17 protein-coding genes and 2 pseudogenes are annotated in these 19,451 nt (G+C 71.5%); 14 read left to right on the plus strand and 5 right to left on the minus strand.

The genetic code is table 11. The annotated features are described in order from the left end of the window. The first annotated feature begins 375 nt into the window (after window positions 1–375). Together ACZ4UV_RS15870 and ACZ4UV_RS15875 are read left to right on the plus strand one after the other, a co-directional pair. A pseudogene (locus ACZ4UV_RS15870) lies at window positions 376–1,210 on the plus strand (helix-turn-helix domain-containing protein). Further along, entirely contained in the window at window positions 1,207–1,518 is a 312-nt protein-coding gene (locus ACZ4UV_RS15875) for a DUF397 domain-containing protein (RefSeq protein WP_451020478.1), read from the plus strand. The pseudogene ACZ4UV_RS15870 and the gene ACZ4UV_RS15875 overlap by 4 nt, the downstream one beginning before the upstream one ends. Before the next feature lie 3 nt (window positions 1,519–1,521). Here the strand turns inward: ACZ4UV_RS15875 and ACZ4UV_RS15880 are convergent, their stop codons facing one another. Continuing rightward, window positions 1,522–3,825 (minus strand): beta-xylosidase/alpha-l-arabinosidase, encoded by a 2,304-nt coding sequence (locus ACZ4UV_RS15880; RefSeq protein ID WP_451020477.1) that lies wholly within the window; start codon window positions 3,823–3,825, stop codon window positions 1,522–1,524. A 129-nt stretch (window positions 3,826–3,954) separates the two neighbouring features. Between ACZ4UV_RS15880 and ACZ4UV_RS15885 the strand changes: the two genes are divergently transcribed. The 7 genes and pseudogenes from ACZ4UV_RS15885 (at window position 3,955) to ACZ4UV_RS15915 (ending at window position 10,607) form a co-directional block, all read left to right on the plus strand. Next, entirely contained in the window at window positions 3,955–4,986 is a 1,032-nt protein-coding gene (locus tag ACZ4UV_RS15885) for a LacI family DNA-binding transcriptional regulator (protein ID WP_390044038.1), read from the plus strand. A gap of 104 nt (window positions 4,987–5,090) precedes the next feature. Further along, window positions 5,091–6,437 (plus strand): glycoside hydrolase family 10 protein, encoded by a 1,347-nt coding sequence (locus ACZ4UV_RS15890; RefSeq protein ID WP_451020476.1) that lies wholly within the window; start codon window positions 5,091–5,093, stop codon window positions 6,435–6,437. Between the two features lie 95 nt (window positions 6,438–6,532). Next, window positions 6,533–7,594 (plus strand): LCP family protein, encoded by a 1,062-nt coding sequence (locus ACZ4UV_RS15895; RefSeq protein WP_467838404.1) that lies wholly within the window; start codon window positions 6,533–6,535, stop codon window positions 7,592–7,594. 110 nt (window positions 7,595–7,704) lie between these two features. Further along, window positions 7,705–8,061, plus strand: a complete 357-nt coding sequence (locus tag ACZ4UV_RS15900; protein ID WP_390044044.1) for a YciI family protein — start codon at window positions 7,705–7,707, stop codon at window positions 8,059–8,061. Between the two features lie 43 nt (window positions 8,062–8,104). Further along, window positions 8,105–9,391 (plus strand): RNA polymerase sigma factor, encoded by a 1,287-nt coding sequence (locus ACZ4UV_RS15905; protein WP_467838408.1) that lies wholly within the window; start codon window positions 8,105–8,107, stop codon window positions 9,389–9,391. Window positions 9,392–9,442: 51 nt separating this feature from the next. Further along, window positions 9,443–10,054 (plus strand): annotated as a pseudogene (locus ACZ4UV_RS15910) (cell wall-binding repeat-containing protein); the annotation flags it as partial. A 154-nt stretch (window positions 10,055–10,208) separates the two neighbouring features. Continuing rightward, complete coding sequence (locus ACZ4UV_RS15915) at window positions 10,209–10,607, plus strand: hypothetical protein (RefSeq protein WP_467838413.1); 399 nt, start codon at window positions 10,209–10,211, stop codon at window positions 10,605–10,607. On the opposite strand, the gene ACZ4UV_RS15920 is transcribed toward ACZ4UV_RS15915, so the two are convergent. Next, window positions 10,585–11,778 carry a THUMP-like domain-containing protein gene (locus tag ACZ4UV_RS15920; protein ID WP_467838416.1) on the minus strand — a complete coding sequence of 398 codons (1,194 nt, stop codon included), beginning with the start codon at window positions 11,776–11,778 and terminating at the stop codon, window positions 10,585–10,587. The two genes, ACZ4UV_RS15915 and ACZ4UV_RS15920, sit on opposite strands and share 23 nt — an antisense overlap. A gap of 90 nt (window positions 11,779–11,868) precedes the next feature. On the opposite strand from ACZ4UV_RS15920, the gene ACZ4UV_RS15925 reads away from it, so the two are divergent. The 4 genes from ACZ4UV_RS15925 to groL all read left to right on the plus strand — a co-directional run bounded on the left by ACZ4UV_RS15925 (window position 11,869) and on the right by groL (window position 15,989). Next, window positions 11,869–12,762 carry a polysaccharide deacetylase family protein gene (locus ACZ4UV_RS15925; RefSeq protein WP_451021364.1) on the plus strand — a complete coding sequence of 298 codons (894 nt, stop codon included), beginning with the start codon at window positions 11,869–11,871 and terminating at the stop codon, window positions 12,760–12,762. Then, the gene (locus tag ACZ4UV_RS15930; RefSeq protein WP_451021363.1) at window positions 12,759–13,562 is read left to right on the plus strand and encodes a polysaccharide deacetylase family protein; all 804 of its coding nucleotides are present in this window, start codon (window positions 12,759–12,761) and stop codon (window positions 13,560–13,562) included. The genes ACZ4UV_RS15925 and ACZ4UV_RS15930 overlap by 4 nt, the downstream gene beginning before the upstream one ends. A gap of 366 nt (window positions 13,563–13,928) precedes the next feature. Beyond that, window positions 13,929–14,237 carry a co-chaperone GroES gene (gene groES, locus ACZ4UV_RS15935; RefSeq protein WP_004955293.1) on the plus strand — a complete coding sequence of 103 codons (309 nt, stop codon included), beginning with the start codon at window positions 13,929–13,931 and terminating at the stop codon, window positions 14,235–14,237. A 126-nt stretch (window positions 14,238–14,363) separates the two neighbouring features. Further along, the gene (gene groL, locus ACZ4UV_RS15940; RefSeq protein ID WP_351491273.1) at window positions 14,364–15,989 is read left to right on the plus strand and encodes a chaperonin GroEL; all 1,626 of its coding nucleotides are present in this window, start codon (window positions 14,364–14,366) and stop codon (window positions 15,987–15,989) included. 90 nt (window positions 15,990–16,079) lie between these two features. Here groL and ACZ4UV_RS15945 read toward each other — a convergent pair whose 3' ends face one another. The 3 genes from ACZ4UV_RS15945 to ACZ4UV_RS15955 all read right to left on the minus strand — a co-directional run bounded on the left by ACZ4UV_RS15945 (window position 16,080) and on the right by ACZ4UV_RS15955 (window position 18,432). Next, window positions 16,080–16,787, minus strand: coding sequence for an ester cyclase (locus ACZ4UV_RS15945; protein ID WP_451021361.1), 708 nt, complete (start codon window positions 16,785–16,787; stop codon window positions 16,080–16,082). 105 nt (window positions 16,788–16,892) lie between these two features. Then, window positions 16,893–17,666, minus strand: coding sequence for an SDR family NAD(P)-dependent oxidoreductase (locus ACZ4UV_RS15950; protein WP_451021360.1), 774 nt, complete (start codon window positions 17,664–17,666; stop codon window positions 16,893–16,895). 97 nt (window positions 17,667–17,763) lie between these two features. Continuing rightward, window positions 17,764–18,432 carry an MOSC domain-containing protein gene (locus ACZ4UV_RS15955; protein ID WP_451021359.1) on the minus strand — a complete coding sequence of 223 codons (669 nt, stop codon included), beginning with the start codon at window positions 18,430–18,432 and terminating at the stop codon, window positions 17,764–17,766. 79 nt (window positions 18,433–18,511) lie between these two features. Between ACZ4UV_RS15955 and ACZ4UV_RS15960 the strand changes: the two genes are divergently transcribed. Next, window positions 18,512–19,411, plus strand: coding sequence for a LysR family transcriptional regulator (locus tag ACZ4UV_RS15960; protein ID WP_467838424.1), 900 nt, complete (start codon window positions 18,512–18,514; stop codon window positions 19,409–19,411). The last annotated feature ends 40 nt before the right edge of the window (window positions 19,412–19,451 follow it).

Genomic DNA, 19,451 nt, shown 5'->3' on the forward strand with positions numbered 1-19,451 from the left:
AAGTAGGGCCGGCGCAGGGGTGATTGGTGGCACGCATCCACCAATCACGCCCCGGGGCGAACCTCGCGTGGCACCGGGCGGTGGTCGCCGAACTGCCCGGCGTGCCCGGTGGAGCCGGTGCGCCCGTCGGCTCGCGGTGCGTACGCAGCCCTCGGCTGACCGCGAACCCCGCCTGGCCACCCGACTTTCCGGGCCGTTCGCTCGCTTCTTCCCCGTGCTGGAGTGAGCTGGGTCAAGGGTGGGCCGCAGGCCCGTCGCCGAAGGCGACGCGCAGCGCCCTTGAGGCAGGTCGCGGAAGCGCGACACTCAGAGGAAGCGGGCGGCCCCGACGGCCACTTGTGGACAGCGGGACCGCAGTGCCGTCACCCTGAGTGCATGAGTGGTGGCGCTGAGGTGAACGGTGAGCCCGAGTCGTCGGACAGCATGAAGACCTTCGGGGCGTTCGTGCAGGGGCTGCGGGAGCACGCGGGGCTGAGCCGGGAGGAGTTCGGGGCGAGGGTCCACATGTCCAAGCACTCCGTGGCTTCGATCGAGCTGGGGAGGAGGCTGGCGGACCAGAGTTTCGTGGATGCGGCGGAGGGGGTGCTGGGGAACACGGGGGCGTTGCGGAAGGCGTTCGGGAGGGTGGCGCGGCAGCCGGGGTTCGCGGTGTGGTTCCGGAAGTGGGCCGCGTTGGAGCAGGAAGCGGTGAGCCTGGCCACGTATGAATGCCGTCTGGTTCCGGGGTTGCTGCAGTCCGAGGCCGTATGCGCGGGTGGTGTTCGGCAACAGCATTCCGCCCTTGTCCGACGAGCAGGTGGAGGCACAGGCCGAGGCTCGGATGGCGCGTCAGTTGATGCTTCGGGAGCGGCCCAACACTTCCTTCAGCTTCGTCATGGACGAGCACATCGTGCGGCGACGCCTGGGTGGCGGCGAGGTGGCCCGCGCCCAACTCGATCACATGCTCCGCTACGCCCAACTCCGCAACGTGGAGATCCAGATCATGCCGCTCGACTGCCAGGTCCATGCGGGGCTGGACGGTCCGCTCGCCTTGTTGGAGACACCCGAGGGCGGGCATCTCGCCTACTCGGAAGGCCAGAAGACCGGTCGGCTGATCGTTGACCCGAAAGAGGCGGCCATCCTGCATCGCCGTTATGCGACACTCCGCTCGCAGGCCCTGAGCCCCCTGGAATCGGTGAGTCTGTTGAAGCGCATCCAAGGAGAGCTATGAGCGACACCGTCGAACTGGCGTGGTTCAAGTCCAGCTACAGCGGCACCGAGGGCGACAACTGCGTCGAAGTCGCCCTGGCGTGGCACAAGTCCAGCTACAGCAGCGATCAGGGCGACAACTGCGTTGAAGTCGGCTTGGCCTGGCACAAGTCCACCCACAGCACCGACCAGGGCGACGACTGCATAGAAGTAGCCGCCACCCCCACCACCATCCACCTCCGCGACTCCAAAGACCGCACCCGCCCCCACCTCGCCCTCACCCCCGCCGCCTGGGCCCCCTTCGTCGTGCACGCGGCGGGCGCGGCCTGACGGTCAGTGCACCTCCGTCTCGCAGCGGAGCACCCGGTCCGGCCCCAACCGTCGTACCGGCCCCGTCAGTCGGAGTCGGGTCACCGCCCGTACCTCCGCGCTCGAAGCCCCCACCCGCAGCTCCAGGTCCCCCGGCTCCACCACCCGCGCCCCCTCCCGGTCCGTGAACGCCGAGAGGTCCGCGTGGAAGTGGAAGGTCAGGCTTCGGGATTCGCCGGGGGCGAGGTCCACGCGCTGGTAGCCGATCAGGCGGACGTCCGGGCGGGTGACCGAGGCCACCGGGTCGTGGAGGTAGAGCTGGACGACCTCGGTGCCCGCGCGGTCGCCCGTGTTGCGGACGGTCACGGTCACGTCGTAGGAGCCGTCCGTGCCGATCTCCGCCGTGTCCGGTGAGGCGAGCTCCCACGCGAACGCCGTGTACGACCGGCCGTGCCCGAAGGCGTACAGCGGGGTCGGGTCCAGGTTGCTGACCTCGCCCGCGAGGCCCAGCGGGGGCTGGAGGTAGGTCCAGGGCTGGCCGCCCGGTATGCGCGGGACGCTGACCGGGAGACGGCCCGAGGGGTTGACCCGGCCCGACAGCACTCCCGCCACCGCCGGGCCGCCCTCCTCGCCGGGGAAGAACGCCTGCACCACCGCGCCGAGCCGGCCGTGCCAGCGGCCCAGTGCGTACGGGCGCCCGGTGAGGAGGACGAGGACCACCGGTACGCCCGTGGTGAGCAGCGCGTCCAGCAGGTCGGACTGGACGCCGGGCAGGTCCAGGTCCGTCACGTCGCAGCCCTCGCCCGACGTGCCGCGCCCGAAGAGGCCGGCGCGGTCGCCCAGGACCGCCACGCACACGTCCGCCTCCGCGGCGCGCGCCACCGCCTCCTCGAAGCCGGCGGTGTCGGGGTCCGAGACGTCGCAGCCCTCGGCGAACGTCACCTTCGCGTCCGGGAGTTCGGTGCGCAGGGAGTCGAGGACGGTAGGGATGGCGATGCCCAGGTCGACCTCGGGGTGGTGGGTCAGGACGTGGGACGGGAAGGAGTAGCAGCCGAGCATGGCGAGGGCGTCGGCGGCGCGCGGGCCCACCACCGCTATGCGGGTGTCGGGGGCGAGGGGGAGCGCGCCGTTCGGGTTGTCCAGCAGGACCACGGACTCCTCGGCCAGGCGGCGGGCCAGCGCGCGGTTCGCCGTCGAGTCGAGGTCGATCGGGCCCTCCCGCGACGGCTCCGGGGTCCAGTCCTCGTCCAGCAGGCCCAGCTCGCACTTCTGGAGCAGGACCCGGCGGGCCGCGCGGTCGACGAGTGACTCCCGGATCGCGCCTTCCCGCACCGCCGCCACCAGCGGACGCCCGTAGCACTTCAGCGTCGGCAACTCGACGTCGATGCCCGCCGCCAGGGCGAGATGGGCCGCCTCCGCCTCCGTACCGGCGACCCGGTGCAGTGTCTGCAGGAAGCCGATGCCGAAGTAGTCGGCGACGACCGTGCCGTCGAAGTCCCATTCCGTGCGCAGGAGGTCGGTCAGGAGGCGGGGATCCGCGGAGGCCGGGACGCCGTCGGTCTCGTTGTACGCCGCCATCACCGAGCGGGCCCCGCCCTCCCGGAGCGCCATCTCGAACGGGGGGAGGGTGACATCCGCGTACTCCCGTACCCCGGCGCGGACCGGGGCCAGGTTGCGGGCGCCCGCGGAGGAGGCGTAGCCGGCGAAGTGCTTGAGGGTGGCGATCACCCCGGCCGACTCCAGGCCCCGGACGTACGCGGAGCCGATGGTGCCGACGAGGTACGGGTCCTCGCCGATCGTCTCCTCGACCCGGCCCCAGCGCGGGTCGCGGACCACGTCCAGGACGGGAGCCAGGCCCTGGTGGACGCCGACCGAGCGCAGGTCCTCGCCGATGTGCCGGCCCAGCTCCTCGACAAGGGGCGGGTCGAAGGCGGCGCCCCAGGCGAGCGGGACCGGGTAGGCCGTCGCCTGCCAGGCGGTGAAGCCGGCCAGGCACTCCTCGTGGGCGATCGCCGGGATGCCGAAGCGGCCGGCCGCGGTGATCCGGCGCTGGGCGCGGGCCAGTGCTCGCGCGCCCAGCGCCGGGTCCACCGGGGCGGTGCCGAAGGAACGCGTCAGCTGGCCGATGCCGAGGGTGATCAGCTCGTCCCAGTCATAGTCGGCGGTCATCTCGCGTTGCAGCGGGGCGACCCCGTCGCCGTCCGTGGCGGCGCCCACCCAGACGCCGTACAGCTGGGCGGTCTTCTCCTCCAGCGTCATCCGGGTGAGCAGGTCGTCGACACGGGTGGCGGCGGGCAGTGCGGGGTCGCGCCAAGGAGCGGAGGTCATGAAACTCCCGTCTCTGTTCTCTGCTACGAACGCTGCTACGAATGTTTCGTACCACACACCGAATGTTCCGGGAACCTATGGCGTGCGAGGGTCTTCGTCAAGGGGGAGCGCAGGGATACGATCGCGGGCATGACGCCTCCGAAGCCCGCAGAACCGCAGACGGCGACGCTCGCCGAAATCGCCCGTGAGGCCGGTGTGTCCGCTCCGACTGTTTCGAAGGTCCTCAACGGGCGCGCCGACGTCGCCCCGGCGACCCGCACCCGGGTCGAGGAACTGCTGCGCGCCTACGGCTACCGGCGGCGGCGCGCCGAGGCCTCCCGGTCGCCGCTGATCGACCTGGTCTTCCACGAGCTGGAGAGCGCCTGGGCGATGGAGGTCATCCGGGGGGTGGAGAACGTGGCCCGGGACGCCGGGCTGAGCGTCGTGCTCAGCGAGAGCGCCGGGCGGCTCACCCCGGGGCGGACCTGGGCGGACCAGGTGGCGGCGCGGCGGCCGCACGGGGTGGTGCTGGTGCTGTCGGGTCTTGACGAGTCGCAGCGGGCGCTGCTGCTGAGCCGCTCCATTCCGTTCGTGGTGATGGATCCGGCGGGGGATCCGGGGCCGGACGTGCCGTCCATCGGGGCCACCAACTGGCAGGGCGGGCTCGCCGCCACCCGGCACCTCGTCGAACTGGGGCACCGGCGCATCGGGGCGATCAGCGGGCCGTCCCGGATGATGTGCAGCCGGGCCCGGGTGGACGGGTACCGGGCCGCGCTGGAGACCGCCGGGCTGCCGGTGGACCAGGCCCTGGTCAAGGCCGGCGACTTCCACCACGACGCGGGCTACCGGCTCGGCCTGGAGTTGCTGCGCATGCCCGACCGGCCCACCGCGATCTTCACCGGCAACGACCTGCAGGCCCTCGGGCTCTACGAGGCCGCGCGTGAGCTGGGGCTGCGCATCCCGGAGGACGTGAGCGTCGTCGGGTTCGACGACCTGCCGGTGGCCCGCTGGGTGGGGCCGCCGCTGACGACCGTACGGCAGCCGCTGACCGAGATGGCCGAGGCGGCGGCGCGGCTGGTCCTCGAGATGGGGCGGGCGGAGGAGGCGACGACCGCGACCCGGGTGGAGCTGGCGACCAGCCTGGTGGTGCGGTCGAGCACGGCGGCGCCCGCGGCCGGGTGAGGCGGGCTTGGCCAAAAGTTGACGTATTGACGGGTGGTGCGGGCGTCTCCACACTCCTCCGAAGCCAATCGGTTGGACGACCGAAAGTTTCGGAGGTACCCGCAATGAGATCTCTGAGAACAGGCTTGTCCCTGGCGGCACTGGTGACAGGCGCCGCGCTGCTGTTCACGGCGCCGTCGGCGCACGCCGCCGACACCCCGCTGCGCGACCTCGCCGCCGCGAAGGGCAAGGTCATCGGCACCGCGGTCACCGGCTCCAAGCTCACCGGCACCTACGGCGACCTGGCCGGCAGCCAGTTCAGCTCGCTGACCCCGGGCAACGCCATGAAGTGGGGGACGGTCGAGCCCACTCAGGGCACGTTCAACTGGACCGAGGCCGACCAGATCGTCGCCTTCGCCCAGGCCCACAACCAGCAGGTGCGCGGCCACACCCTGGTCTGGCACAGCCAGAACCCCAGCTGGCTCACGAACGGCACCTGGACCTCCGCCCAGCTCGGCAGCCTGCTGCAGAACCACATCAGCACCGAGGTCGGCCGCTACAAGGGGAAGATCGCCGCCTGGGACGTCGTCAACGAACCCTTCAACGAGGACGGCACCTACCGGTCGACGATCTGGTACAACGGCCTCGGCTCCGACTACATCGCCAACGCCCTGACCTGGGCACACGCGGCCGATCCGGCCGCCAAGCTGTACATCAACGACTACAACGTCGAGGGCGTCAACGCGAAGAGCACCGCCCTGTACAACCTGGTCAAGGACCTGAAGAGCCGGGGCGTCCCGATCGACGGGGTCGGGCTGCAGGCCCACCTGATCCTCGGCCAGGTGCCCGCCACCCTCCAGCAGAACATCCAGCGCTTCGCCGACCTGGGCGTCGACGTGGCGATCACCGAGCTCGACATCCGGATGGCACTGCCCTCCGACAGCACCGAGCTCGCCCAGCAGAAGGCCGACTTCAAGTCGGTGGTCGCCGCGTGCGTGGCGGTGAGCCGCTGCGTCAACGTCACCGTGTGGGGCTTCACCGACTCCGACTCCTGGGTGGACAGCACCTTCCCGGGCTACGGCGCGGCGACCCCGTACGACGCCAACTACGCGCCGAAACCGGCGTACTACGGCATCGCCGAGGCGCTCGGCGGCACCACGACCACCCCGCCGCCGACCGGTGCCTGCACCGCCGCCTACAGCGTGACCAGCCAGTGGAACACCGGGTTCACCGGCCAGGTGACGATCTCCTGTTCAGGGGCCGCGCTGAGCTCCTGGCACGTGAGCTGGACGTACGCCGCAGGGCAGCAGATCACGCAGGCCTGGAACGCCGGCTGCACCCAGTCGGGCGCGGTCGTCTCCTGTGCGAACGCCTCCTACAACGGGACGGTGGCGGACGGGAGTTCGGTCACCTTCGGGTTCAACGCGTCCTGGAGCGGGAGCAATCCGGTGCCCGCGGTCACCCTGGGCTGAAGCCCGAGTGAGAAGGGTGAGATTTTCCGAAGAAAACCGCTTCGCGGCGCTCGCGCTAACAGTCCCCTAATAATTCGGACTTACGTTCCTGCCTTGTGACGGGACACGAGGAGCAAGGCGGCGCGGGCAGACGGGTGGGCCGGCGGTCGAGAGCGCTGAAGATCGTCGGCCTCACCCTGGCGGGGGTCATGACGCTCGGCATCGCCGGCGCGGGGTGGGTCTACTGGCACCTCAACGACAACATCAAGAGCGTCGACATCAACAGCGCGCTCGGGGACGACCGCCCGGCGAAGGCGGTGACGACACCGACGGCCGCCGCGTCCGCCTCGGCCTCCGCGTCCCCGCTGCCCACCGGCTCGATGAACATCCTGGTGCTGGGCTCGGACTCGCGCAGCGGCAAGGAGAACAAGAAGCTCGGCGGCGGCAGCAGCTCGGGTGCCCGCTCCGACACCGCGATGGTCGTCCACATCGACGACGGCCGGACCTCCGCCACGATCGTCAGCATCCCGCGCGACACCCTGGTCACCCGGCCCTCCTGCCCGCTCTCCTCCGGCGGCTCGACGTCCGTGGCCTACAACGCGATGTTCAACAGCGCCTACTCGGTGGGCGGGGCGGTGTGCGCGGTCAAGACGGTGGAGTCGATCACCGGCGTCCGCATGGACCACTACCTGGAGATCGACTTCTCGGGCTTCGCGAAGCTGGTCGACGCGCTCGGCGGGGTGACCGTGACCACCGACCAGGACATCGACGACGACGACAGCCACCTGCACCTGAAGAAGGGCACCCACCACCTCGACGGCACCCAGGCCCTGGCGCTCGCCCGCACCCGGCACGGCATAGGCGACGGCAGCGACCTGGGCCGGATAGGTCTCCAGCAGAAACTGGTGAAGGCGCTCCTGGACCAGATGGCCTCCATCAGCCTGCTGACCGACCCGGCCAAGCTCTACGAGGTCGCCGACGCGGTCACCTCCAGCCTCACCACCGACACCGGCCTGGACTCGCTCAGCGAGCTGATGCGGCTCGGGCAGAGCCTGAAGGGACTGACCTCCGAGCACACGAAGACGGTGATGATGCCGGTGGTGACCGCGCCCTCCGACCCCAACCGGGTGATCGCGAAGGAGCCGGCGGCGAACGAGCTGTGGGACTCGCTGCGCTAGGCCGGAAAAAAACCCCGGGGAATTCCGGCGGGTGTGTCGATCCGGTGGCGGGCCGTTCGACGCAAGGGTGAGATGCGGGGAGAGACCCCGCCGGAACCCGAGGAGTCACCATGCCCCGTTACCTGTCGCTCGTGCGCATCGACGAGACCACCGCCCCCGCCGAGGGCCCCAGCGAGGCGCTGATGCAGCGGATGGGCGAGCTGATCGAGGAGATCACCAAGGCCGGCGTGATGCTGGACACCGCCGGCCTGACGCCGACCGCCGACGGCACCCGGGTGCACTGGGAGGGCGGGAAGATCTCCGTCACCGACGGGCCGTTCACCGAGGCCAAGGAGGTCATCGGCGGCTACGCGATCATGCAGTGCAAGGACAAGGCCGAGGCCCTGGAGTGGACCAAGCGGTTCCTCCAGGTGCACGAGGAGTTCTGGACCGTGACCTGCGAGGTCCGGGAGATCGCGGAGGGCTGACCCTCCTGGCGTACGTCCGGCGGTGGGTGTTGCATGGGGGGCTGTGAGCACACAGCCCCCCGCCGACGCCCCCGCGGACGCCCAGGCCGACCCCCGCCACGCCATCGAGACCGTCTTCCGGCTCGAGTCGCCCCGCGTGATCGCCGGCGTCGCCCGGATCGTCCGGGACCTCGGCATCGCGGAGGAGCTGGCGCAGGACGCGCTGGTCGCAGCCCTGGAGCAGTGGCCCCGGGACGGGGTGCCCGGCAATCCGGGCGCCTGGCTCATGGCGACCGCCCGCCACCGCGCCGTCGACCTGGTCCGGCGCCGGGAGAACTACGCCCGCAAGCTCGCCGAGATCGGCCGCAGCACCGAGACCACGACCCCGCCGGAGGAGCCCGCCGACCCGGAGGACATCGACGACGACCTGCTCCGGCTCGTCTTCACCACCTGCCACCCGGTGCTCTCGCCCGAGGCCCGCACGGCCCTCACCCTGCGCCTCCTCGGCGGCCTGACCACGGCCGAGATCGCCCGTGCCTTCCTCGTCCCCGAGCCGACGGTCGCCCAGCGCATCGTCCGCGCCAAGCGCACCCTCGCGACGAAGAACGTCGCCTTCGAGGTGCCGTACGGCCCCGACCGCGAGGCCCGGCTCGGCTCGGTCCTGGACGTCATCTACCTGATCTACAACGAGGGGTACGCGGCCACGGCGGGCGACGACTGGCTGCGCCCGTCGCTCTGCGAGGACGCGCTGCGGCTGGCCCGGGTGCTGTCGGGGCTCATGCCGAAGGAGCCGGAGGTGCACGCCCTCGCCTCGCTCCTGGAGTTCCAGTCCTCCCGCACGGCCGCCCGCACCGGCCCCGACGGCGAACCGGTCCTGCTCAGGGACCAGAACCGCCGCCGCTGGAACCGCATGCTCATCGCCCGCGGCATCAGGGCCCTGGCCCGCGCGGACGCCACGGCGACCGGCGTCCCGGGGCCGTACGCCCTCCAGGCGGCCATCGCGGCCTGCCACGCGCACGCGTACACGTACGAGGAGACCGACTGGAGGGCCATCGCCACCCTGTACGGGCTGCTGGCGGCCCGCTCCCCGTCCCCGGTCGTCGAGCTGAACCGGGCGGTGGCCGTGTCGATGGCCGAGGGCCCGGCGGCCGCCCTGGAGATCGTGGACCCGCTGACCGCGGAACCCGCCCTGAGCGACTACCACCTGCTGCCGAGCGTCCGCGCCGACCTGCTGGCCCGCCTCGGGCGTACGGCGGAGGCCCGCACGGAGTTCGAACGGGCCGCGGGCCTCGCGCGCAACGAGCGGGAACGGGAGCTGCTGCTGGCCAGGGCGCGGGAGTGCGCTTCGTAACCTTCGGCAGACTGCTGTTCAAGCGACGCGCACAGCACGGAGTACGTCGACCTGACCACCGGCGCGTTCACCCCGGTCCCGACCGCCTGGGAGGGCAGCAACCCCAGCTGGGAGCCGGTCCGCAAGAACACCACCGCCCGGGTCTGGGGCGCCGACGCGAACGGCACGGTCGTCGGCTCCTCACGCTGGAGCCGGAACACGGTCGGCCAGAGCCAGGCGGGCCTGCTGGACGCCAAGTCCGCCGTGCTGCTCAACCAGGACGACCCGGCCGACGCGCCGACCGCGACCGCGCTGGCCGGCAAGCGGCAGGGCCCGGTGCTGCTGAGCTCGACGACCGGGCTGTCGACGGCGGTGCAGAACGAGCTGAAGCGCACCCTGAAGAAGGGCGCGAACGTCTGGATGGTCGGCGGCACCTCGGTGCTCACCACCAACGTCTCGACCCAGCTGAGGTCCCTCGGCTACGTCCCGAAGCGGGTCTCCGGCACCGACCGCTACGACACCTCGGTCAAGGCGGCGAAGACGCTCACCACCAGCCCGGCCTACGTCTTCCTGGCCGGCGGCACCGACTACCAGGCGGCCCTCCCGGCGGCCGCCGCGGCCGGCGCCGACGGCACGGGCAGCGCGGGCAGCGTCGTCCTGACCAACGGCAAGTCGCTGACCTCGTCGGTGAAGTCGTACCTCAACAGCCTCGACCCGGCGAAGACCATGGTCATCACGGTCGGTGCGGACGCGAAGTACGCGCTGACCCACGGGTCGTTCTCGAAGTGGCCGTCGACGTACTACTACCCGGTCACGGGCGCCGACAGCGAGGCGGTCGGTGGCCGTCGCCGGGTTCTGGTGGACCACGCCGGGCCAGGTCGCGCTCGCCTGCGCCGGGTCCTGGCGCGACGGCGTCTCCGCGGGCTCCGCGGGCTCCGCGATGAACATCTACGGGCCCGTGCTGTGGACCTCCCGGCCCGCCCTGTCCGACGAGGTCAAGAGTTACCTGCTGCGCGAGTCGGCCGGCACTCAGGCCGCCATCGCCTTCGGTGGCACCGGTTCGGTGACGGCGGGTGCGCTGAACACGGCCGGCTCGTCGATCAGCGCGAGCGGGAACGCGACGAAGAGCGCCCTGGCGCTGCGCACGGACGCCGGTGCGCCCGCCGCGGCCCCCACCAGGTCCGGTACGGCGGCCGACCGGAACCTCGCGCCGCTCAGGACCGCCCAGCACCAGTAGCCGGCTGCGCGGGGGCGCCGACGAGCATGGTCGGCGCCCCCGCCACCCGGGTCAGGAACACGGTCGCCGCGTTCGGTCCCTGCGGCTTGACCTTCCTGCGCAGTTCCTCGGGCTCCACCGCAGAGCCGCGCTTCTTCACGGTCAGGTTCCCGACCTCGCGCTCGCGCAGCAGGGCCTTCAGCTTCTTGACGTTGAAGGGGAGTTCGTCGGTGATCTCGTACGCCGTCGCGCAGTCGGTGGCTTGGAGGGTGTCGGCCGTGACGTACGCGATCGTCGGGTCGATCAGGCCCGCGTCCAGCTCCTCGGCCACCTCGGCGACCAGGTGGGCGCGGATGACGGCGCCGTCCGGCTCGTACAGGTAACGGCCGACCGGGCGGACGGCGGGGTCGGGCAGGCCGCGGCCGAGCAGGGTGCGCGGGCCGGGGAGGAGGGTGGCGCGGACGGCCCCCGGGGCGCCGGTGCCGAACCAGAGGACGGCTTCCTTGACGTCGCCATGGTCCGAGATCCACTCGGCCTCGGCCGCCGCCGGGACCGCCTCGTGCGGGATGCCGGGGGCGATCTTCAGCGCGGCCACGCGGGCGGCCGACGCGGTGGCGACCGCCCAGGACAGCGGCGGTGAGTAGGCCTCCGGGTCGAAGATGCGGCCACGGCCGCCGCGCCGGGCCGGGTCGACGAAGACGGCGTCGTGGCCGGCCGTGTCCACCTCCTGGACGTCCGCCTCCCGTACCTCGATCAGGCCGGCCAGCCCGAGCGCCTCGGCGTTCGCGCGGGCGGCGGCCGCCGTCACCGGATCCCGGTCCACGGCGAGGACGCGGATACCGGCCCGGGCGAGCGCGATCGCGTCGCCCCCGATCCCGCAGCACAGGTCGGCCACCGAGGTCACCCCGAGCGCCTTCAGCCGCCCCGCCCGGTACGCGGCGACACTCGCCCGCGTCGACTGCTCGACCCCGTTCGGCGTGAAGAACATGCGGCCCGCGTCCGCCCCCCCGAACTTCGCCGCCGCCCGCTGCCGCAGCCGGGCCTGGGCCAGCGCCGCCGACACCAGCTCGGCGGGGTGCTCGCGGCGCAGCCGGGTGGCCACGGCCAGCTCGTCGGCGGGCGCGGTGCCGCGCACCTCGTCGAGGAGGGCGTGGCCCTCGGGGGTGAGGAGGGGGGAGAGGAGGTCGTTCACCGGGTCATTGTCGGCCAGTCGGTGGATGGTTCGCCTCCGGCCGCGGTGTCTGCCGGGGTTCCGGGGAGAGGGCTGGAAAGATCCGAGGCCATGCGAGCAGTCGTACAAAATGACAAAAATAGGGTGGTTTTGGCCATGGCCGCCCTCGCCGCCGTGGCGGCCGTCACCGTCGTCTCCGGCTGCGCCGGACCGGAGGACGAGGCCGGGGTCCGTCCCGCCGCGGGCCAGCAGGCCCATCGGGCCGCCGCCGCCCCCGACGACCACGCCGCCCTGGTCGCCGCCGCCCGGCGCTGGGGGCTGGACGCGGTCCCGCTGCGGCCCCCGGCCCCGCCGAAGTACAAGCCGAGGATCACCGCTCGCGACGGCTTCGAGGTGGACGGCCAGGTGGAGGACGACCTGCCCCCGGTCTTCACCACCGTCCCCACCAGGAAGAAGGTCGTCTTCCTCACCATCGACGACGGCTCAGAGAAGGACCCGGACTTCCTGCGGATGATGAGCGAGCTGCGGATCCCCTACACCGCGTTCCTCAGCAACTACCTGGTCAAGGACGACTACGGCTACTTCCGCCGGATGCAGGCCGAGGGCCACACCCTCAACAACCACACCCTCACCCATCCCTACATGCCCGGTCTGACCTACGAGGAGCAGAAGCACGAGATCTGCGGCATGCAGGACATCATGAAGCGGCAGTTCGGCAAGGCGCCGACGGTCTTCCGGCCGCCCTACGGCAACTACAACGGCGACACCCTGCGCGCCGCCAAGGCCTGCGGCATCAAGTACGCGCCGATCTGGGACGAGGAGGTGTTCGTCGACCACTGGGAGTACCGCGAGTGGGACCGCGGACTGCACCCCGGTGACATCGTCCTCACGCACTTCCGGGGCCGGAACGACTGGGACGGCACCATGGTCGACGACATGCGCCGCTTCCTGAACAAGGTCACCCGCGACGGCTACGCGGTGGCGCGCCTGGAGGACTACCTGTGAGCCGACCGAGGGCGACGGCCGCTGTCCTGGCCGCCGCCCTCCTCCTGTCGGCCTGCGCGCCGTCCGTCGACCCCATCGAACGGCTCGGCAGGAAGGCCGCCGACCGGGTGCACCCGCACGGCCCGTCGGGCGAGCCGCCGTACCGCCGCTGGGGCTTGACCGCGCCCCTCTCCCCGGCCCCACGCCCGCCGCTCCACCCGCTGTCCCTCCGCACCACCCGCCCCCCGGTCGTCGACCACATCCCCACCTCCGACCGGGTGGTCTTCCTGACCTACGACGACGGCGCCGAGAAGGACCCCCGATTCGTCGACATGGTCCGCGAACTGCGGCTGCCGGTGAGCATGTTCCTCACGGACAGCGTGGTCGGCCCCGGCTACGGCCACTTCGCCCGCCTGCAGTCGGTCGGCGCGAGCGTCCAGAACCACACCCTCGACCACCCGGCCATGCCCGGCCTGCCGTACGCCGGCCAGCACGCCGAGATCTGCGGCCAGCAGGAGAAGCTGAAGTCCCGGTTCGGCATCCGCCCCCGCCTCTTCCGCCCGCCCTACGGCATCTACGACACCACCACCCTGCGCGCGGCGGCGGACTGCGGGGTCGCCGCGGTGGTCCTGTGGCGGGCGGCGATGACCCCCGACGGCATCACCTACCGCACCGGCGACAAGCAGCTCCGCCCCGGCGACATCATCCTGGTCGGCCCCGACGAGGCCCTCGGGCCGACCCTCAGGAGCCGCACCGCCCGCCTCCTGCGCCGCGTCCAGGCGGCCGGCCTGACGGTGGGCCGGCTGGAGGACTACCTGTAGTGCTACCTCCGGGCTCGGCCGCACATCCCGCCGGTCGGGTGTCTGACGACGGCGCTCGGCCACAAAATCCAGCCCGTCCGGCGTTTGGGGACGAGGCCGAAGGCCGACAGGCGGGGGTCTGGGGGCGCCAGCCCCCAGGGACGGTCACCGCAACACCGCGCGACCCGGTTTTTCGGCGCCGCGCCGCAGGCAATTGGCACTCCGCTTGACCGAGTGCTAATCGCGGTCATAGTCTCGGCTCTGGCACTCGGCAGATGAGAGTGCCAACAACGCGACGGGCAGGTCCGGCACCCGCGACGACGGATCCACCTGGTCGCCACCTCAGACAGTTAACCCCGTGAGATCTCCGAAGGGGGAGGTCGGATCGTGACGACCGCCAGCTCCAAGGTTGCCATCAAGCCGCTTGAGGACCGCATCGTGGTCCAGCCGCTCGACGCCGAGCAGACCACGGCCTCCGGCCTGGTCATCCCGGACACCGCGAAGGAGAAGCCCCAGGAGGGCGCCGTCCTCGCCGTGGGCCCGGGCCGTTTCGAGAACGGCGAGCGCCTGCCGCTCGACGTCAAGGTCGGCGACGTCGTGCTCTACAGCAAGTACGGCGGCACCGAGGTGAAGTACAACGGCGACGAGTACCTCGTCCTCTCGGCTCGCGACGTGCTCGCGATCATCGAGAAGTAAGCCTGCGACTTACACCTCAAGCACTCCGTTTGAAGCTGCGCCCCTGGCCCCCGCGATCCTCCAAGAAGCCGGGCGCCAGGGGCGCAGTCTTGTTCACCCCAGATTTCCGAGAGGGCATCCGCTGCCATGGCGAAGATCCTGAAGTTCGACGAGGACGCCCGTCGCGCCCTTGAGCGCGGCGTCAACAAGCTTGCCGACACGGTGAAGGTGACGATCGGCCCCAAGGGCCGCAACGTCGTCATCGACAAGAAGTTCGGCGCCCCCACCATCACCAACGACGGTGTCACGATCGCCCGCGAGGTCGAGATCGAGGACCCGTACGAGAACCTCGGCGCGCAGCTGGTGAAGGAGGTGGCGACCAAGACCAACGACATCGCGGGTGACGGTACGACCACCGCCACCGTGCTGGCCCAGGCGCTCGTCCGCGAGGGCCTGAAGAACGTCGCCGCCGGTGCCTCCCCGGCCGCCCTGAAGAAGGGCATCGACGCCGCGGTCGCCGCCGTCTCCGAGGACCTGCTCGCGTCGGCCCGCCCGATCGACGAGAAGTCCGACATCGCCGCCGTCGCCGCGCTGTCCGCCCAGGACCAGCAGGTCGGCGAGCTCATCGCCGAGGCGATGGACAAGGTCGGCAAGGACGGTGTCATCACCGTCGAGGAGTCCAACACCTTCGGTCTGGAGCTGGACTTCACCGAGGGCATGGCCTTCGACAAGGGCTACCTGTCGCCGTACTTCGTGACGGACCAGGAGCGCATGGAGGCCGTCCTGGAGGACCCCTACATCCTCATCAACCAGGGCAAGGTCTCCTCCATCGCGGACCTGCTGCCGCTGCTCGAGAAGATCATCCAGTCCAACGCCTCGAAGCCGCTGCTGATCATCGCCGAGGACGTCGACGGCGAGGCCCTGTCGACCCTGGTCGTCAACAAGATCCGCGGCACCTTCAACGCGGTCGCGGTCAAGGCCCCCGGCTTCGGTGACCGCCGCAAGGCGATGCTGGAGGACCTGGCGATCCTGACCGGCGCCACGGTCGTCTCCGAGGAGGTCGGCCTCAAGCTCGACCAGGTCGGCCTGGACGTGCTCGGCTCCGCCCGCCGCGTCACCGTCACCAAGGACGACACCACGGTCGTCGACGGCGCCGGTGACTCCGGTGCCGTGACCGGCCGCGTCGCCCAGATCAAGGCCGAGATCGAGAACACCGACTCCGACTGGGACCGCGAGAAGCTCCAGGAGCGCCTCGCGAAGCTGGCCGGCGGCGTGTGCGTCATCAAGGTCGGCGCCGCCACCGAGGTGGAGCTGAAGGAGAAGAAGCACCGTCTGGAGGACGCCATCTCCGCGACCCGCGCCGCGGTCGAGGAGGGCATCGTCTCCGGTGGTGGCTCCGCGCTCGTCCACGCCGTGAAGGTCCTCGAGGACAACCTCGGCAAGACCGGCGACGAGGCCACCGGTGTCTCCGTGGTCCGCAAGGCCGCCGTCGAGCCGCTGCGCTGGATCGCCGAGAACGCCGGCCTGGAGGGCTACGTCATCGTCTCCAAGGTCGCCGAGCTGGAGAAGGGCAACGGCTACAACGCCGCCACCGGCGAGTACGGCGACCTGGTCAAGGCCGGCGTCATCGACCCGGTCAAGGTCACCCGCTCCGCCCTGGAGAACGCCGCCTCCATCGCCTCCCTGCTCCTGACGACCGAGACCCTCGTCGTCGAGAAGAAGGAAGAGGAAGAGGCCGCCGCCGCGGGCCACTCGCACGGCCACTCGCACTGAGGCAACAGTCTCTGAGCTGAGGAAGCCCCCGCTCCCGGTCGTCCGCCGGGAACGGGGGCTTCGCCCCTCGCGGGTACTTCGATGGTCGGCCTACTTCGCCAGTGCGTCCAGCGCACCCAGCTGTGCCAGCAGTCCCATCCGGTCGTACTGCAGCCAGCCCTCGGCCATCTTCCCGTTCGCGTCGAAGCGGTGGATCGTGGTCCCGGCCATGGCGACCTGCCGGCCGGTGTTCGGGACCCCCATGAACGGCCCCTGGTGCACGCCCGTCCAGAGCCACCTGGTGCACACCCGGTCGCCCTGGGCGATCTGGTCCTCGATGCGGAACGTGAAGTCGAAGGCGCCCCGCCACATCTCCAGCTTGCGCCGCATCGCGTCCATGCCGATGGTGTCCTGTCCCTCGACCGGATCGTGGTCGTGGTAGTCCTCGGCGAGCAGGCCGTCCAGCGGAGCCAGCGGGCCGGCCGCCGCGATCGTCTCGAAGAACCGCCGCGCGGTGCCGGTGTACAGCCCCTCGTCGCGCACCACGTCCAGATCGGTGAACGTCGGCGTCCCCTCGCACAGCGCCAGCAGCTCGTGGAAGACCTTGTCGGTCTCCGGGAGCCGTGAGTTCCGCATCGCCTCCTCGTACGACGGGAACTCCACGATCTCCACGACGTGCTCCGCGTCGCTGCGGTCCTTGCCGACCAGCGTGTGCGTCGCCGTCCGCTTCCCCTTGGTCTGCTCGACCCACCTGTCCATCAGCCGGTCCATCTCGTCGAACCGCCTGGTCCTGCACTCGATGAGCTGCACGAACGTCATGAAACCGCCTCCGGCCCCCCTGCGGGCGCGACCGAACCACACCATCGTCTCACCGGCCCCGTTCCGGTGGGTCCCGGTGCGCCCTGGCGCAGCCCGGCCGGCTCCCTACTGCGGCCCGTACTTGCGGCCCGTCTTCGAGCTGATGCCGCCCACCAGCCCGCGCGGCGCCATCTTCGCCAGGCCCGTCAGCACCTTGTAGCGGGGATCCGGGATCGACAGCGTCTTCCCGCGCGCGAGGTCGGCCAGCGCCGCCGCGACCAGCTTGTCGGCGTCCAGCCACATCCAGCCCGGGATGTTGTCCGTGCCCATCCCGGCCCGCTGGTGGAACTCCGTACGGACGAACCCCGGCGCCAGTGCCATCAGCCGCACCCCGGTGCCCGCGAGGTCGCGCGCGGCGCCCTGGGTGAACTGCACGACCCACGCCTTGGAGGCGCCGTACGTCCCGCGCGGCACGAAGGCCGCCACCGAGGCCACGTTGACGACACCGCCGCGGCCGCGCTCGCGCATCGCCTCGGCCGCCGCCGAGGTCAGCCGCAGCACCGCCTCGCAGTGCACCTTGAGCATGCGCAGCTCGTCGGCCATCGAGACGTCCAGATAACGGCCCTTGTTGCCGAAGCCGGCGTTGTTGACCAGCAGATCGACCGGGTTCTTGCGGTCCCCGAGCCGGGCGGCCACCGACTCGATGCCGGCGTCCTCGGCGAGGTCGGCGGTGAGCACCTCCGCCTCGATGCCGTGCCGGTCGTGCAGCTCGGTCGCCTGCTCGCGCAGCCGCTTGGTGTCCCGCGCCACCAGGACGAGGTTGTGCCCGTCAGCCGCCAGCCGCCGCGCGAACGCGGCACCGATCCCCGCGGTCGATCCCGTAATCAGAGCCGTTGTCATGGACCAAGGGTAGTTACCCGGACTGACGGCGTCCGCTGTGCGCACCGGCTCTCCCTAACGGTGAAGTGCCGGTGAACGGCCTGCGCGTGACAGCCGTTCAGCCGCTCTGCGCCGCCACGTACTTCCGGGCCTGCGCCAGCGCCTCCGGGTGCAGCGCCGCGCCCGCCGCGAGCAGCCGGGGCAGCAGCTCCCGCTCGGTGGTGGTCGCGCGGAACTCCATCGCCGCCGTCACCCCGTGCTCCGGCAGGTGGATGATCTCGATGGGGTCGCCGGCCCGGATCTCACCCGGTTCGATCACCCGGAGGTAGGCACCGGTGGCACCCTTCCGCGTGAATCTCTTCACCCATCCCCGCTCGCCCAGATGGCCCTGAAAAGTACGGCACGGGATGCGCCCCGAGGTGACCTCCAGTACTACCCCGGAGCCGATCCGCCAGCGCTCGCCGATCAGGGCCCCCGACACGTTCAGCCCGTTTGTCGTGAGGTTCTCACCGAAACAGCCGTTCGGCAGCGGCCGGCCGAGCTCCTTCGCCCAGTGGTCGAGGTCCTCGCGCGCGTACGCGTAGACCGCCTGGTCGTCGCCGCCGTGGTGGCGCAGCTCGCACACCGCGTCCCCGGCCAGCCCGCTGCCCGCGGTCCCCTTGGGCCCGGGCGCCGCCACCCGCACCGGCCCGTCCACCGGCCGCTTGTCGATGCCGGTCACGCCGTCGACCTGGTCCGTGTGCGGCGACGGCGTCGGACGGCCGAGGTTCACCGAGAGAAGCTCCATGCTCCGACGGTACGGGAGCAGCCTCAAACCGTCGACGCATTTTCGGGCGCCCTGTCCAAGCCCGTCTTATGCTCAAGAGATGATCGAGGCACGTCATCTCCGCGTCCTGCGCGCCGTCGCCACCACCGGGTCCTTCTCGGCGGCGGGGCGCGAACTGGGCTGCACCCAGCCCGCCGTCAGCCAGCAGATGAAGGCCCTGGAGACCTCCGTGGGCACCCCGCTGCTGGTCCGCAACGGCCGCGAGATGCGCCTGACCCAGGCCGGCGAGGCCCTGGTCCGGCACGCCTCCGGGATCCTCGCCGGGCTCACCGCCGCCGAGGAGGAGGTCGCCGCGATCGCCGGGCTGCGCGCGGGCCGGGTGCGCCTGGTCTCCTTCCCGAGCGGCAGCTCCACGCTGGTCCCGACGGCACTCGCCGCCCTGCGCGCCGCCCACCCCGGCACCCGCGTCTCCCTGGAGGAGGCCGAGCCGCCGAAGTCCGTGGAGCTGCTGCGCGCGGGTGACTGCGACATCGCGCTGGCCTTCCGCTACGAAGGTGCCGCGGACGCCGAGGAGTGGGACGACCTGGTGGTACGGCCGCTGCTCACGGACCGGCTCGTCGGCCTGGTGCCGGAGCGGCACCGGCTGGCCCAGGCGGAGTCGGTCGCCCTCGAGGAACTCGCAGACGAGCCCTGGATCGCGGGCTGCCCGCGCTGCCGGGGGCAGCTCGTCCAGGCGTGCGAGAGTGCGGGCTTCACGCCCCGCATCGACTTCGCCACCGACGACTACCCGGCCGTGGTCGGCCTGGTCGGGGCGGGGCTGGGCGTCGCCGTGCTGCCGCGGCTGGCGGTCCAGTCGGTACGGCCGAGAGGCGTCCGCACGGTGGTCCTCGAGCCCGCGGTGCGGCGGGAGATCGTCGCCCTCACCCTGGCCGACCTGGCGCAGGTGCCGGCGGTGGCGGCGACGTTGGAAGAGCTGGGCCGGGCGGCCCGGCGGGCGTAGCGGCTCACAGGGCGTCGGGGGCGCAGGCGCGGCCCGGCGA

It is taken from the genome of Streptomyces sp. NPDC028289 (assembly GCF_055565975.1).

What these genes read in the sequence shown, in the direction of transcription:
- ACZ4UV_RS15875 (WP_451020478.1), top strand. Translation starts at nt 1,207, where the DNA reads ATGAGCGACACCGTCGAACTGGCGTGGTTCAAGTCCAGCTACAGCGGC.
- ACZ4UV_RS15880 (WP_451020477.1), bottom strand. Translation starts at nt 3,825, where the DNA reads ATGACCTCCGCTCCTTGGCGCGACCCCGCACTGCCCGCCGCCACCCGT.
- ACZ4UV_RS15885 (WP_390044038.1), top strand. Translation starts at nt 3,955, where the DNA reads ATGACGCCTCCGAAGCCCGCAGAACCGCAGACGGCGACGCTCGCCGAA.
- ACZ4UV_RS15890 (WP_451020476.1), top strand. Translation starts at nt 5,091, where the DNA reads ATGAGATCTCTGAGAACAGGCTTGTCCCTGGCGGCACTGGTGACAGGC.
- ACZ4UV_RS15900 (WP_390044044.1), top strand. Translation starts at nt 7,705, where the DNA reads ATGCCCCGTTACCTGTCGCTCGTGCGCATCGACGAGACCACCGCCCCC.
- ACZ4UV_RS15925 (WP_451021364.1), top strand. Translation starts at nt 11,869, where the DNA reads ATGCGAGCAGTCGTACAAAATGACAAAAATAGGGTGGTTTTGGCCATG.
- groL (WP_351491273.1), top strand. Translation starts at nt 14,364, where the DNA reads ATGGCGAAGATCCTGAAGTTCGACGAGGACGCCCGTCGCGCCCTTGAG.
- ACZ4UV_RS15945 (WP_451021361.1), bottom strand. Translation starts at nt 16,787, where the DNA reads ATGACGTTCGTGCAGCTCATCGAGTGCAGGACCAGGCGGTTCGACGAG.
- ACZ4UV_RS15950 (WP_451021360.1), bottom strand. Translation starts at nt 17,666, where the DNA reads ATGACAACGGCTCTGATTACGGGATCGACCGCGGGGATCGGTGCCGCG.
- ACZ4UV_RS15955 (WP_451021359.1), bottom strand. Translation starts at nt 18,432, where the DNA reads ATGGAGCTTCTCTCGGTGAACCTCGGCCGTCCGACGCCGTCGCCGCAC.
- ACZ4UV_RS15960 (WP_467838424.1), top strand. Translation starts at nt 18,512, where the DNA reads ATGATCGAGGCACGTCATCTCCGCGTCCTGCGCGCCGTCGCCACCACC.